Genomic DNA, 14,637 nt, shown 5'->3' with positions numbered 1-14,637 from the left:
CCAAGGGAGTCATCCGAACAATATGAGCCGCCACCAGCTGATCAAGGTTCCACCGACCAAGAACACCCTGCTTGAACTGAGAAAGCAGACCCGCTTCCTGGAGGATGGTCACGCCCTGCTGGAACGGAAACGGGAGCTGCTGACACGACTGGTGTATGAGCGGGTCGGTGAGTACCAACAGCTGCGATCAAAGACCCATGCCGCCATCAAATCCGCTTACCACTGGCTGGGCATGGCTCACCTGCGCATGGGCAGCCGCGCCCTGCAGCAAGCGGGACTGGGTATTGCCCCCACACTACAAATCAACATCATTCCCAAACGCAGCATGGGTGTCGAATACCCCGCCATCTCCACGGAACGATTACCCATGGAGCCGGTTGGGCTGCTGGGTACCGATACCAGTTTTGACGAGACACGCAAGGAGCTGACCAACACCGCCCTGCTGCTGACCCGTTTGGGTGAATCCGAGATGGCCCTGAGCCGCCTCATGGCCGAGCAGCGCAAGGCACAGAAACGAGTCAATGCGCTGAAGTACAACATCATCCCGCGCTATCGGGACACCATCCGTTACATCGAGTCGGTCCTGGAGGAGGAGGAGCGCAACGTGCTGTTCCAGATCAAGCTGTTGCGTGGAAAGGAGGATGAAAAAAGCAGTGACAGCGGCCAGGAGGGTGGTCAACCCTACCGGTAGATGCGGTGCCCTCGCCGCGAAATTGCCCCCACCGACGGGCGCGGGTCGAAGCTAAAGCAACTCTTGCAAGAGCATCGCTACAACGCTGCTTGTTGGTTGACTCCCTTGGTCGATCAGAAGGTCGAGAACTTGTACTTTTCCCGCTTCAGGTTTTTCGCCGAGAATTCCCGCTCCATGAACCAGGCTGCCGACTCGTCCACCATATCCGGATTACCGCACAGATACGCCATATCCCGCTGTGGATCGACATCCAGTTGCTCAAACAGGCAGTTCACCCGCCCGTCGTGCTCATGGTCCTGGGGTGTCTCGGGCATCCGACGACTGTAGCAGGCGTGAAAGCTGAAGCCCGGATAATCCTTGGCCAGCGTGGCGAATTCAGTCCCGTAAATCAGCTCTTGCGGGTTTCTGACGCCCATCACCAGTTCCACCCGCAAATCCGGATTCTGCGACATGCGCCGTTCCAGCTCGGGCAGCATCGCCCGATAGGGCGCCACGCCGGTGCCGGTGCCAATCAGGAGATATCGGACCGGGTCCACGCGCGGTAGCACCAGGGCACCAAACGGGCCGCTCATTTTCGCCCGGTCACCCGGATTGGCATTAAAAAAGTAGTTCGAGGCAGCTCCGTTGGACACGGCCGTAATGGCAAAGCGGAATTCCCGGTTGTTTTTCAGATCGGCTACCCGCCCGGCAGCACTGTAGCTGCGACTCTTCTCCTCTCCCTGGTGCTTGAAATCGATGGAAAAAAACTGTCCCGGAAGATAACTGATCGCCGCCTCATCCTCACGCACATAGGTCAGCTCAAGCGTATTGGGTGCAAGTTCCCGCTTCTCTTTAAGAATCACCGGATGTCTGGGACTGACCATTTCAACACTCCTCCTGTCGACACATCACGCTGCTTAACAGGACAGTATCGACAGCCTGCTAAAAAAATATTTCAAATACATATTTTATATATCACGCACCTGACGGAATATCAATATATTAAATGCATCTTATATACAAATTCCAAATATGCGTCTAACTACATTTACAGATTACACTATTCGAGTACTGATCTATATCTGTGCACTTGTACGCTGCACCGAGCAGCACTCTACCAGGGAAGGGTGTTTCTCAGATCAGGAGTGTGATTGGCGGATCTGATTGGCAACGAACGGCAACTCACACAACTGTCAACGGATTAGTGCTTCGCTTAATCCACGCCAATCGGCCGGAACTACCAATATCTGATGCTGGTCACACAAATACGCTTATGCTCGGCACGGTTAAAAATCCCCCCATCCCCAGTACCGGCGACCTGTGGTATAAACTCTTCTGACTTTGGGTCAGGGATGACGGTTCGCCAAATCCCGTACGCATAGCCAGGTGGAAACATGTTCAGTTTTTTCAAGAGAAAGCGGAAGCCGTTAGAACCCGCCAAGGAAGTAACCGCACCGGATACCACCATCTCTTACGATGCCGATCTGATTGCCGACCTGAAGGAAGACCACAAGACGCTATTGATGCACTACATGCAGGTGGAGAAAAGCGCCCGGGCCCAACACTTCAGTGAAGTACGCACAGAACTCAATCACTTCAAGACCCTGTTCCACCAGCACATCCTGCTAGAAAACGTAAAACTCTATGTCTACCTGACGCATTGTCTGGAAAGCAACAGTGAACAGTACAAGGTCGTGAAGAAAATGCGCACCGACATGCGCCACATCGGTAAGGCGGTGAATCAATTTATTGATCACTACGATGTCTGGCCCTGGGATGAAGGGATGGAGACACAGTTCCTCGGTGAACTGGAACAGATCGGCGGCGCCCTGGCTGCCCGCATCAAGACCGAGGAAGAAGATTTATATCCGCTCTACGATATTCCCCGCGAAACCACCTGACGGTGTTCGGCTGACCCCATCGGGACCAGCCGGCCAACCCATATTCCCGTATCGCTTCAACTGCGGGTGAACTCAATCTGGCCCTCGGGCAACAGATAGAGAACCAGCGCCTGGCCATGGGACACGGTGGGCCGGTGCTGGGAGTCCGGTCCATAGACACACCAGCCGCGTGGCCTGCCATCGAACAGTGCACCTTCCGTCACTGGCAATACCATACAGATTTCTCCCAGCGGGTGGCGATGATGAGGGCCGGCAATATCGATCAGATCGACCACATCGACACTCAGGCGTCCGGTGTCATCCGAGGCCTCGATTACTCTGCCGAAGCGTCTTCCCTCACCGCCCTGGGCGCACATCCAGCCGGCGGCAATCGCCTCGTGACAGGCCTTGTCGACAGCATCAAACAGCTCGCTTCCAGCGGGAAACCTCTCCTCCAGTGCGGTCTCAAGGTTCTTGTCGACCGGCATTCCGGAAACCAGGTCGGTGATCGGTTTTAACAACTGCTGAAACTGTTCTACGTTCATCTGTCAATCCTGTGCTGGTGGTCAATGGGCTCGAGAATAGCCGGTTTGGATTGAATATTAAAGTCAGCCGGTGATCACGAAGGTAATGTTTCATCCTATCTTCCAATCAAAACAGTTGGGCAGTTCGTTCAGATTAAATTTACGGCGGATTGCATCAGCCCCCCCCCTCCGGTGGCTGTACCAGATTTTTCAGCAATAGGGTTCATACTATAGTGTAGACAGGTAGCGGCTTACCCAGTCAGTGAGTTAACAGCCAGGAGCAGAAGGGTGACAGAATCAGACTATCGCATCGAAAAAGACAGCATGGGCGAGCTGAAAGTGCCTGCCGCTGCCCTGTATGGCGCCCAGACCCAGCGGGCCGTAGACAATTTCCCTGTCAGTGGTATCCGCCTGCCGCGGCGTTTTATCCAGGCTGGATTGCTAATCAAGCGGGCGGCTGCGGAGACCAACCGGGAACTGGGACTGCTCGCGCCAACTGTTGCCGAAGCCATCAACAAGGCCACCAACCGATTGCTTGAGGCCATACCCATGGATCAGTTTCCGGTTGATGTGTTCCAGACCGGGTCGGGAACCAGCAGTAATATGAACCTGAATGAAGTCATCGCCACGCTTGCCGGTCAGCAGGGCGGCACGGTGGTCCACCCGAACGATCATGTCAACATGTGCCAGAGCAGTAACGATGTCATTCCCGGCATGATCCACCTGAGTGCAGCCCTCGCCCTGGAGCAGCAACTGGTGCCCGCCCTGCGGCAATTGTCTGACACCATAAAGCAGCGCGCCCATGTACTGGAATCCGTCTGCAAGACCGGACGTACCCACCTGATGGATGCCATGCCAATCACCATGGGCCAGGAGCTTACCGCTTGGGCCAGTCAGATCGATCACGACATCGACCGTGTACAGGAGTGTCGGCGGCGGATTCAACAACTGCCACTGGGGGGAACAGCGGTGGGCACCGGGATCAACGCCCACCCTGAGTTTTCCCGACGCATCATCCAGAGGCTGGGCGGTGACACCGGCCTGTCTCTCACCCCCAAGCCATCGCTCATGGAGGGGCTGAGCAGTCAGGACAGCGCGGTCGAGCTCTCGGGACAACTGCGGGTCACGGCCATCAGCCTGCACAAGATCGCCAATGACCTGCGCTGGATGAACAGCGGCCCGATTGCCGGACTGGGCGAAATTGAACTGACCGCCCTGCAACCGGGATCCAGTATCATGCCGGGAAAGATCAATCCGGTTATTCCCGAGGCGGTTATGATGGTCTCGGCACAGGTGGTTGGCAATGACGCCACGATTGCCATGGCGGGTCAGTCAGGCAGCTTTCAGCTCAATACCATGCTGCCCCTGATTGCCTACAACCTGCTGCAGAGCATTGAACTGCTCGCCAACGCATCCAGCCTGCTGGCGGAAAAAGCGATTGAGGGATTCAAGGTCCACGAGGAGAAATTGCAGCAACGTCTCGCTATGAACCCAATTCTGGTTACCGCCCTCAATCCGATAGTCGGTTATCTGAAGGCGGCTGAGATCTGCAAGCAGGCCTACCGGGAAGGACGTACGGTAGTGGATGTCGCCGAGGAGCAGACCAGCCTCAGCCGTGCGGAACTGAAGCGGCTGCTGGACCCTGCTCTGCTCACCCGGGGCGGCATTCACGAAGGTGATAAGACCAAAAGATGACAAAATCATGAAACAGAATGGACGCCGACGGGGTCTTAAGAGTTAACACAGGACTATCCGCATGCCTGCCATGTCGGGGAGATCAGAATGAAATATGCAAAATGGAACGTCGGACAACTGGTTCAACATAGGCTGTTTGGTTACCGCGGAGTAATCTATGACGTGGACGCTGAATTCCTGCTGACCGATGAATGGTATGAGCGGATGGCAAAAAGCCGCCCCCCGAAAGATGAACCCTGGTACCGGGTGCTGGTGGATGGTTCTGATGTTGAAACCTATGTCGCCCAGTGCAACCTGGAACCGGATGAGCTACATGAACCGATCGAACATCCCGACATTGCCAGGGTATTCAGAAGCTTTAACGGTGACCGCTACGTAGCCGGTCAACCGAACTAACCAGGCCTCATACGTCAGCGCCGGAAACGAATCACTTCGTTTCCGGCGCTGACCCAGGCTACCCGACAGGCTCCTAGACCTTAAAGCGTCCCACCAATCCCTGCAGTTCCGCCGCCAGGCGGGTCTGATCACTATTGGCGGCCGATGTCTGTTTGGCGCCAACCGCCGTCTGTTCAGTCATCTCGTTAATCTGCACGATATTCCGGTTGATCTCTTCTGTCACCGCGCTCTGTTCCTCAGCGGCACTGGCAATCTGGGTACTCATATCATTGACCCGCTCGATCGAACTGCTGATATTGGTGAGTGCATCGCCTGTTTTGGAAGCCTGTTCCACGGCCGAGCGGGCCAGCTTCTGACTGCTGTTCACCGCCGCCACTGCCTGAGCTGAACCGGACTGTAACTTCTCAATCATCTGGTTGATCTCTTCCGTTGAGACCTGGGTCTTGCTCGCCAGATTGCGCACCTCATCTGCCACAACCGCAAATCCTCTGCCCTGCTCTCCAGCGCGGGCCGCTTCGATGGCGGCATTCAATGCCAACAGATTGGTCTGCTCGGCGATCCCCTTGATGACATCCAGGATACTGCCGATCTCCACACTGTGCTGCTCCAGCTGCTGAATAACCGAACCGGCACCCTCCACGGTTTCCGAGAGTTGCTGGATCTGGGCAATGGTATCCTGCATCGCCCGCTGCCCTTCCGACGCCTGGCTGTTTACCTCATTGGCCGCCTGGGAAGTCCTGCCGGTGCTGGAGGCCACCTCCTGCACCGTGGCACTCATCTCATTCATTGCCGTGGCCACCTGGGTGGTCTCACTCAACTGGGTCTGCAGCGCCTGGTTGGTCTGTTCGGTAACCACCGAGGTCTGTTCTGCCATGGTGGCGAGTTGGGCGGTGGCCTGGGCAATTTGCATCACCACATCCTTGAACGCCGAGCCCATGTCATTGAAATCAGTGGCCACCCGCTGCAGTTCATCCCGTGTATTCAGAGTCAAACGGGTATTCAGATCACCCTGGGCCATCTGGCGGGTTGCCTCTCCGATTTGATTAATACTCCCAACAACCGAGTAGTAGAGGCCGGCAAACAGATAGATCACCAGTGCCAATACCGCAGTCACAATTGCCAGTGTTACATTCTTGACTGTGGTTTCAGCTGCAATACGTTCAACAAACAGCCTGTCCAACTCAGTGGCAATCGCATCATAGAGCTGGTAAGAACCGGAAATTGCCACGGTCGCCGTATCAAATACGGTTTTTTCATCGACAGTGATTCGATCCGAATCCTGCAGCACCTTATCCAGGAGCGACTGCATCTCGGCAATGGCCCGACTGTTTGAAGCGACCGCCACACTCAGTTTCTCGCCAATGGTCTTGTTGGCGTTAATCGCGGCATCCAGTCCCGCGTCGGAGCGCTTCGCATAGGCCGTGATACTGTTTGCCAGCACGGAGAGCCTGACAAATGATTGCTGGGTATGCATTCCCTGCGCCGCCACACCGGAACCCACCGCCCTGGCCTGACCCATATTCTCTGTCAGATTAATCAGATTGTTTACCACCGCGTCACCGAGGTAATAGGTGTCCAGTTTCGGGTCCAGGGTAATATCCGAGGCATCCGCGATGCGACTCATCAATCCGATCATGTCGGCCAGCAGTTCAGTATGTGCCTTGATTGCAACGGCCGCATCCTGATTCATGGAAGAGGCCTTGATGCTCTCCCACTTCTGTATCAGCAGGCTGAGTTTACCCTGGGTACCCAGCGCAGCCCCCAGCTCCTTATCCATCGCCAGCAAGGCGGCCATCTTTTGGTCCACCTCGACACGCTTGCTCATGATACGGTCGCGGAAATTATCCGCACCAGCCAGAAAGGCGCTGGTCATGCCGCGATGCTGTTGTATCTGCTCAATCGGTTGACGAACAGCCTTGATATAAGCCAGCCCCTGTCGCTCATGCTCGACAATCTCAACTCCCTCGTTAATCTGGGAAATCAGATTGATAGAGAGCACCACAAGGGGCACCAGGACAACCAGAAATATCAGCCCGAACTTGAGCGGATAGCGTAGCCGCTCCATCAGATACATGGCTGGAAGTAGAATACCTTTCATCTCGCAATCTCCATTTTGGTTTCGTCACAGTTCTTTTTATTCATGTACAAATGCCTGTCTGCTGGATCAGCCACCGATCAACGGGCCGATATCCTCAATGTGCCAGATCTGTCTCTTCAGGAGATACGCAGGCCCGGGAGATACCCACCGCCACACGCGATCCCGTAAAAACAGGAACGACAATCGCTGAGATAGCCATGCGCTATCACAAGGCAGGGGAAGGGCCTGAAAATGGTGTGAACTTATTGCTTTCCAATTGATGGCCGGATTCATACTCCGTTCAGCAACCGGTCAGTATCACAAGGGGAAGGGTGATACTGATAACAGAAACATGGGTACCATGATATCTGGCGATGCATCTGTCACTGGCAATCATATCGGCAAGCCCTGGAAAAGCTTTATCAAATTTATTTCAGGAGACAGGACCATTTGTATTGGTGCGACACAGTGGAGACACCAAGGCGATCAGCGGGATTGTTGTCCGAGGTAGGTGTTAAATTCCGAGACAGATTGTGGCCGGCTGAAATGGAATCCCTGAAAATATTCACACCCCTTCTGAACCAGGAATTCGAGATCGTCACTGGTTTCAACGCCCTCGGCAATCACATACAGGTGAAGTTGGCGGGCCATGGTCATTAATGCTTCCACAATTGCTGCATTTTTATGGTCAAGACTGATACCCGAGACAAAAGAGCGGTCAATCTTGAGGATACCCAGGGGAAGCTGGGTGAGATAGGAGAGCGATGAATAGCCGGTACCAAAATCATCCATGGCAACACGAATTCCAATCTCTTTCAGTGCCTGCATGGTCACTATGGCATCTGCTTTAGCATCGATTAATGTGCTCTCGGTGATCTCAAGTACCAGACGTTGGGCATCAACGCCGGTTTGCTCAATCACCCGCTGAACCAGCGGAACAAAGTCGCCCTGCAGAAACTGTTTTGGACTGATGTTAATACAGAGATGGCGCAACGATCCGGCAATCCCGCTGTCCGACCAGCGTTTCAGGTTCTGGCACGCTTCGCGTAAAATCCACTCACCAATGGGTAGTATCAGGCCGGTCGTTTCGGCCACATCAATACAGAGGTCAATGCGATTAAAGGTCCCCTTCTGTCCCGGACAGCGCAACAGCACCTCGGCACCGACCATGCGCCCCGCGGCGTCCACCTGGGGCTGGTAGTGGAGCTGCAGTTTTCGCTCATCCAGAGCCCAGCGCAGGTCTTGCTCGACCGCCAACCGTTCATTGGCCAGCATCTGCATGACCGGCAGGAAGAAACGAATACAATTTCGCCCCTCCGCTTTCGCCCGGTACATTGCCGTATCGGCCTGTTGCAGCACCTGGGTGGTGGTTTCGTTGTTGTCCGGAAACAGGGCCACGCCGATACTTGGCGTGACATTCAGTGAATAACCGCCGACGTTGTATGTTAGGGAGAGTGAATCACGTATCTTTTCCGCTACCAGTTGAGCCTGTCGCGCCACATCTCTGGGATGACAACCCTCTTCCGAGAGCAGCACTACAAACTCATCACCACCCAGGCGTGCGACCACATCCTCCTGGCGCAGGGTGGTAACCAGACGCCTGGAGACCTGCCGCAAGACCTCGTCACCAATATTGTGTCCCAGGGAGTCATTGATGTTCTTGAAATGGTCCAGGTCGATAAACATCACCGCACCGATATGGCCATGACGTCGGGCCCTGGCAAGAGCCCGGTCAATATGAAAAATTATCTGGTTGCGGTTGGGCAGTGTGGTCAGGCCATCATACTGTGCCTCGTATTCCAGGGCAGTCTCCGCCCGTCGTTTAGAGATCCCCATGCTCAGCACATCGGCAACACGTTTCAGGAAGGCCTTGTCACTCTCTTTCTCCTGATGCCCCGGTGGCAGATAGAGCGTCAGCACGCCGAGAATCTTATTACTCAACAGCAGCGGAACTGAATAGTGCCCATGCGGCTCCATGCCGGGGTATCTGACATCGTGCCGGTTATCGTCGCTATCGGCGATATAGAGCAGCTCTCTCTGGGCCGCCGCTCGACCGCAGACACAGTAACCAATAGATATCTGTTTGCAGGACTCTGCCACGGCATCCGCCAGCCGATAGTTGGCTACCAGCCGAAGGGTCTCTTGCTGCTGCTGTTGTTCAGCCAGAAAGATCGCCCCTTTAGGTAGCAGATTCAGCCAGGGTATCGATGTGAGGAGTGATTCAAGTGACTGTTGCAGAAATCTGTCGACATCCATCCGATCCAGGGAGAGGCGTAACAGCATCCCCAGGCACTGCTCTTCCGCGACCTTTCGGGTAATCCGTTCCTGCTGCACCTGACGGCTGGTGACATCCCGGGCATTCAGAATATAGCCAATCAACCGCCGCTGATTGTCATAGATACCGGATATGACACTCTCAATCAGCCGGCACTCACCCTGGACAATACGCTTCAGGGAATAGTAGTACTCTTCGGCATTCCCGACCGTATCCACCATCTCCTTGAGCCGTTTGGCATCGGTCAGTCCCAAGGCGGGAATTTCGTTGAACCGTTTCCCTTCCAGTTCGGACGCTTTGAAGTCAAACAGGTTTTGTGCGGATGGGTTGTAGTAGTTGATGGCGAAATCGAGATCCGTGGCAATAATCGCCATTATCCCTGATGCGTTGAGAATACTCTCCAGGTAGAGAGCTCTCGGACTTGCCTCCGACACTTCTTGCAGTTCTCCCGATCTACAAAGCATCAGATTATTCTTCATGCATGTGAGCTCATCATGACTCACCGCCACCTCTCCGGCTTGTTTGTTTATTTTTGGAATGCATGAAATGGTGCAAATCTACTACTTCAGCCTTGGCAGGTGACTCATTTTTTACTTCGATTGCATCTACTGCAGAGGGCAGTTCACCGAGCCAGTTTTCAAGCATCATACTGCTCAGTTTCATGCAAGCACCCAGTGGATGCCGGTTCTTTTGTCTGATCATGTCGATCTGGAACTGTAATCCCAGCAGTCGATCCTTGTTGTGGTCCGGAGTCCGCTGAATTGCTGCCTCCAGCCATTTGGCGCGACGCTTCTCAAAGGCCTCCGGGTCACCTTTTGCCAGGGTCACCCACTCATCAAAATCAAACCCCTCAAAGCTGGTATACATGTTTTACACCCCACCCAAATGCATAACGTACGCCACCCATGACCCACTTTGTTGCTCGACAGCAAAGAGGACCGCAGGAAACCTTAACAATAGAAAGGCAATCAACGGCCTGACTATCGAATCTTAAAATGCGTATATTTTTTTGAAGGCGGGGGAAGGGCCTGACTTTCAAATCCTGCTGAGTCCGGCAATGCTTGAATAGCCGCTCAGCATTCTTAAATAGCTAATTTATTGATCTATGAAACAGTGTCTAGCAAACTTTATAACACCATACGGCACAAATAAAAAGTGCCTGGTTATATTACAGTTTTATTACAGCAAAAAGATGCCTTAGGTCGAGCGCTTTCGATGGAAGTTAGTGACTATTTGTAAAAATTGATATAAGGCAATGTTTTTTCAAACCATTGACTGTTAACTTGAAGATACACTAGGGTGCGCAGCTTGCTGCCACATCAACTGGATTCCTGAATCATAAAACTCCATAAAAGATCACGGCCAAATGATCATCTATGAATATCCAGAAACGAGCGTGCCGGATTAACGCCGATCCATCTCTTGCAGGAAATCTGCAAGACGATAGTGACTTTAAAGTAGTACTTGAGAGAGTATCTGATGACGAAGAAACTGCTTCTGGTTGATGATGATGCACTGGTGCTCGCGACATTCGGCCGGGGGTTGCGCGATGCCGGCTACACCGTGCTGGTAGCGGCAACCGGAGAAGAGGCCGTGGAAATGGTCGTCAAGGACTATCCGGACCTGGTCATCCTGGACATCCGCATGCCGGGGCTCTCGGGTATCGATGTATCAAAGCACCTTAATGAACTGGGCGTGCCTGTCGTGCATCTGTCCGCTTACGACGATCAGGAGACGCTTCACGACGCACTGGAACAGGGCGCCCTGGGTTATCTGGTGAAGCCCATCGATGTTGCCAAGGCGATACCGACTATCGAGACGGCCCTTAAGCGGGCCAATGATCTGCAGAGACTGCAGGCTACCGAGGGGCGACTGAACCGGGCGCTGGACACGGCAAATGTGGTGAACTTTGCCGTCGGCATCATCTCCGAGCGGCACCGGATTGACCGGCAAAAGGCATTCGATCTGATTCGTGATCAGGCTCGATCTGAACGCCGCAAGGTGAAGGAGATAGCCCGTGAGATACTGGACGCCACTGATTACATTAACCGGTTCGGCACAGAAAAATCCTGAGCGAGCCGTTTCCGTTCCAGACTGACCACCGGGGTCTGCAGAATCAATCGGGCAATAACCCGGCCCTCCTTAAATGTCAGGGAAAGCTCCGCTCCCTGATGTGGCAACAGATCCCTTGCCAGCGTCAGGCCGGTACCCAGTCCCAGCCCCTCTTGTAGATTAAAATTCACCGGCAGCGCTACCGCACTGGGGTTACTCACCAGCAGAATCACATTTTCATCATCCGTGAGGAGCTTGGCTGTTATCGCAGACGAGGACGCACCTGTCAGGCCACTGTGCTTCACCGCATTCTGCAACAACTCATTGATAATCAGCGCCAGCGGCACTGCGTCATTTGGCCTGATGACTACATCTGTCGTCGGGCAATCGATCTCCAGTTGAATCCCGGCAGATGTTGGGTGACCGACTGCCTTGCAAATCATTTTCAGCAGGTCCGCCAATTCGACCATCCCTTGACTTAGCCGACTTTGCAGGCCATGCACCAGTGCTATCGACTCCACCTGGCTAATGGCCGACTCCATTGCTTCGACCAGTTCCGGTTTATCCTGAATATGGTTGCGCAGCAGATTGATAATACCCTGCAGATGATTTTTGATCCGATGATGAACCTCTTTCACCAGGGTATCGCGCTGCGCCTGTACCTCCTGAAGCCGCATCTGCTCTTTCAGTCTGCGCTCCGTAATGTCCCGGACAAATGAAAAGATAAACTGATCCTCACCGATTTTTGCGAGGGTGGCGCTGATATCCAGATCGATCACACGCCCATCATGGCATCGATGACTCGATTCAAAATGGTCGTATCCGTATTCCATTATTTTTTTGATACGTGCCGCTACTTCCGGAGCATATCCGGGTACTTTCAGATCACTTAGTCTCTTTCCTACAAGGACATTTCGGTCATAACCCAGCATCCTGCAGTAAGCATCATTCACTTCACGTATCGAACCATCCAGATTCAGAATCACCAACCCGTCATGACTGTTTTCCAGGATCAGTCGGTTACGCAGGGTTTGCACCTTCAATGCCCGTTCTGCCGCTATGCGATCCGAGATGTCGCGGTCAATACCACGATAGCCACCAAAACGCCCATAGGAATCATAAAAAGGCACACCACTGGTCTCCAGGATAACCTCCCTGCCTGAAACATGGGTGTTGGCATTGACCAGGCGACTGATCGGCTGCTGATTTTTAACGTGAGAAAAGAATTCCATTTGCACACGGCTGCGCTCGGAGGGCGGCATCAGATCAAACGGACTTTTCCCGATCAGCGAATCAGGCGAATAGCCCAGCATGCTTTCCACCTGCGGGCTGACATAGGTATACAGGCCCTGCTGGTCGACTTCCCAGATCCAGTCGCTGGTGCTCTCCACCAACCCACGAAAGCGCGCTTCACTCTCACGCAGCGCATACTCCGTTTCCCGTCGATGGGTAATGTCCTGTCCGGTTGCCAACAGACCAATCACCTTGCCTTGCTGATCCTTCAGGGTCTTGTAGTACCACTCAATCTCACGGAATTCACCACTCTTGGTAAAGATGGGACCAACCTTCCCCCGCAACAGAATATTTTCAATCCCCTCCTGGTAAAGTTCACTGAACTTTATGGCTTTGCTCAGCGGCAGAAAGCATTTAAACCAGTCTTGTCCCTTGACCTCTTCCAGTGAATAGCCGCTGATCTCCTCCAGATAGGGATTGAACAGGACAATACGTCCACTGGTATCCAGCACCAGGACGATCGATTGCGCGGTCTCAATCACCACTTCGGCAAAATCGCGCTGTTCTCGCAGGGACGCCTCCGCCCTCTTGCGCCGCGTAACATCCTTCACAACTCCGAGCATGCGCAGCGGCAAACCGGCCGCATCACGCGATACATCGCCACGCTCCAAAACCCAGCGGACGGTACCGTCGGGCCAGACTACGCGGTGTTCAACCTCATAGGGTTCACTCCGTTCAATACAGGCATTGACTGCATCGATGACCGTTTGCCGGTCATCCGGATGAACCGCCGACAGAAAATTTTCATAAGAGGTCTCCAGGGCGCCGGGAGGATAACCAAACAGCGGCCCGATACGTTCACTCCAGTAGAGTTCACCGGTCTGTATATTCCAGTCCCAGGTACCGATATCGGAAAACTGCTGACTGCGCATAAACCGATCCAGGCAGGACTCCATATCTCGTTGCTTATCAACATGGGCCTCAAGCCGTCGAAGGTTCTCCAACGCACCGGCGGCACTGGCCACCAACGCCTGCAATAAGGCTATCGCCTGCGCACTAAACCCGGTGTCGCTCTGCTTGTTGTAGAGCTCGAGACATCCCAGCAGTCTTCCCTCCCGGCCACCCATGATGGGTACAGCGACCAGGCTCCTCACTCCCGGCACCTGCTGTTTTTGCCAGGCGGCACGCGGATCATCTTGACAGCCGGGGCAAATGAAGAGCTCTGTTTGCTCCAGCAGCCACCCGGCAATCCCCTCTCCATGGCTAAAGCACCTGTCGACCGTCTGCCAGTTGTTGTCGTTTAAAATCGCCTTGAAGCATATTTCGCCGTCCTGATGCAAGCCGGCCGCACCGGCATCTGCCACTGACAGTTCGACCGCGAACTGCACCAGCAGACGCAGAACCTCATCAGATTCGATGCCCGCATGAAGTTGCTGAGTGGCCTGCGTGAGTATGCGCAGCCGATCCGGCAGATCATCCGTTGTGACTCTACTATTCACCTGATCCCCTGCATACGACTGATCCTGTCTGAATGTTGTTGGCGCTTTGTGATAAATCCGTTGCAAGGTAAAGAAGATGCATACACTTTTCAACCAGCTTGAGGCTGATTCGCTTCTGTAAAAACAGTATGACAGGCCTCTTGAGATCCCATGGTTGACTGAATAGATCGTAGGTCGGGTTAGACCGTCAGGGCGTAACCCGACATCGGGGTATGCCCAGCATAGATGACCTGCGAACGCATCCCGGACCTAACACAGTCTGGCCGCCAATCGACCCCTGCCTGTCGGATTACGCTGCGCTAATCCGACCTACCGACTGTTGATATCCCATGGTTG

At 53.9% G+C, this 14,637-nt stretch carries 11 protein-coding genes; 5 read left to right on the top strand and 6 right to left on the bottom strand.

The genetic code is table 11. The annotated features are described in order from the left end of the window. Positions 1-22 precede the first annotated feature (22 nt). Positions 23-691: a V-type ATP synthase subunit D gene (locus A3GO_RS0107720; protein ID WP_029132912.1), complete on the top strand. Its 669-nt coding sequence runs from the start codon at positions 23-25 to the stop codon at positions 689-691. A 113-nt stretch (positions 692-804) separates the two neighbouring features. Here A3GO_RS0107720 and A3GO_RS0107715 read toward each other — a convergent pair whose 3' ends face one another. Beyond that, positions 805-1,554 (bottom strand): ferredoxin--NADP reductase, encoded by a 750-nt coding sequence (locus tag A3GO_RS0107715; RefSeq protein WP_051301959.1) that lies wholly within the window; start codon positions 1,552-1,554, stop codon positions 805-807. A gap of 510 nt (positions 1,555-2,064) precedes the next feature. On the opposite strand from A3GO_RS0107715, the gene A3GO_RS23050 reads away from it, so the two are divergent. Beyond that, positions 2,065-2,571: a hemerythrin domain-containing protein gene (locus tag A3GO_RS23050; protein ID WP_051301958.1), complete on the top strand. Its 507-nt coding sequence runs from the start codon at positions 2,065-2,067 to the stop codon at positions 2,569-2,571. 56 nt (positions 2,572-2,627) lie between these two features. Here A3GO_RS23050 and A3GO_RS0107705 read toward each other — a convergent pair whose 3' ends face one another. After that, positions 2,628-3,095, bottom strand: a complete 468-nt coding sequence (locus tag A3GO_RS0107705; protein ID WP_029132910.1) for a 4-hydroxylaminobenzoate lyase — start codon at positions 3,093-3,095, stop codon at positions 2,628-2,630. A 267-nt stretch (positions 3,096-3,362) separates the two neighbouring features. On the opposite strand from A3GO_RS0107705, the gene A3GO_RS0107700 reads away from it, so the two are divergent. Beyond that, positions 3,363-4,769, top strand: coding sequence for a class II fumarate hydratase (locus A3GO_RS0107700; protein ID WP_029132909.1), 1,407 nt, complete (start codon positions 3,363-3,365; stop codon positions 4,767-4,769). 87 nt (positions 4,770-4,856) lie between these two features. Continuing rightward, positions 4,857-5,165 (top strand): heat shock protein HspQ, encoded by a 309-nt coding sequence (gene hspQ, locus A3GO_RS0107695; RefSeq protein WP_029132908.1) that lies wholly within the window; start codon positions 4,857-4,859, stop codon positions 5,163-5,165. 73 nt (positions 5,166-5,238) lie between these two features. Here the strand turns inward: hspQ and A3GO_RS0107690 are convergent, their stop codons facing one another. From A3GO_RS0107690 to A3GO_RS25275, 3 genes are all read right to left on the bottom strand, one after another. Then, complete coding sequence (locus A3GO_RS0107690) at positions 5,239-7,263, bottom strand: methyl-accepting chemotaxis protein (RefSeq protein ID WP_029132907.1); 2,025 nt, start codon at positions 7,261-7,263, stop codon at positions 5,239-5,241. A gap of 465 nt (positions 7,264-7,728) precedes the next feature. Next, the gene (locus A3GO_RS25280) at positions 7,729-9,996 is read right to left on the bottom strand and encodes a sensor domain-containing protein (RefSeq protein ID WP_084609910.1); all 2,268 of its coding nucleotides are present in this window, start codon (positions 9,994-9,996) and stop codon (positions 7,729-7,731) included. Positions 9,997-10,009: 13 nt separating this feature from the next. After that, positions 10,010-10,384, bottom strand: coding sequence for a DUF3135 domain-containing protein (locus A3GO_RS25275; protein WP_051301955.1), 375 nt, complete (start codon positions 10,382-10,384; stop codon positions 10,010-10,012). Positions 10,385-10,996: 612 nt separating this feature from the next. On the opposite strand from A3GO_RS25275, the gene A3GO_RS0107675 reads away from it, so the two are divergent. Beyond that, entirely contained in the window at positions 10,997-11,590 is a 594-nt protein-coding gene (locus tag A3GO_RS0107675) for an ANTAR domain-containing response regulator (protein ID WP_037374955.1), read from the top strand. Here the strand turns inward: A3GO_RS0107675 and A3GO_RS0107670 are convergent. Continuing rightward, positions 11,557-14,301, bottom strand: coding sequence for a PAS domain S-box protein (locus tag A3GO_RS0107670; protein WP_029132905.1), 2,745 nt, complete (start codon positions 14,299-14,301; stop codon positions 11,557-11,559). The two genes, A3GO_RS0107675 and A3GO_RS0107670, sit on opposite strands and share 34 nt — an antisense overlap. Positions 14,302-14,637: the final 336 nt, after the last annotated feature.

Source organism: Sedimenticola selenatireducens DSM 17993, from assembly GCF_000428045.1.
Taxonomy (GTDB): domain Bacteria; phylum Pseudomonadota; class Gammaproteobacteria; order Chromatiales; family Chromatiaceae; genus Sedimenticola; species Sedimenticola selenatireducens.
Note: the sequence above shows the minus strand (reverse complement) of the source record. Positions and strands in the feature narration are given on the sequence as shown.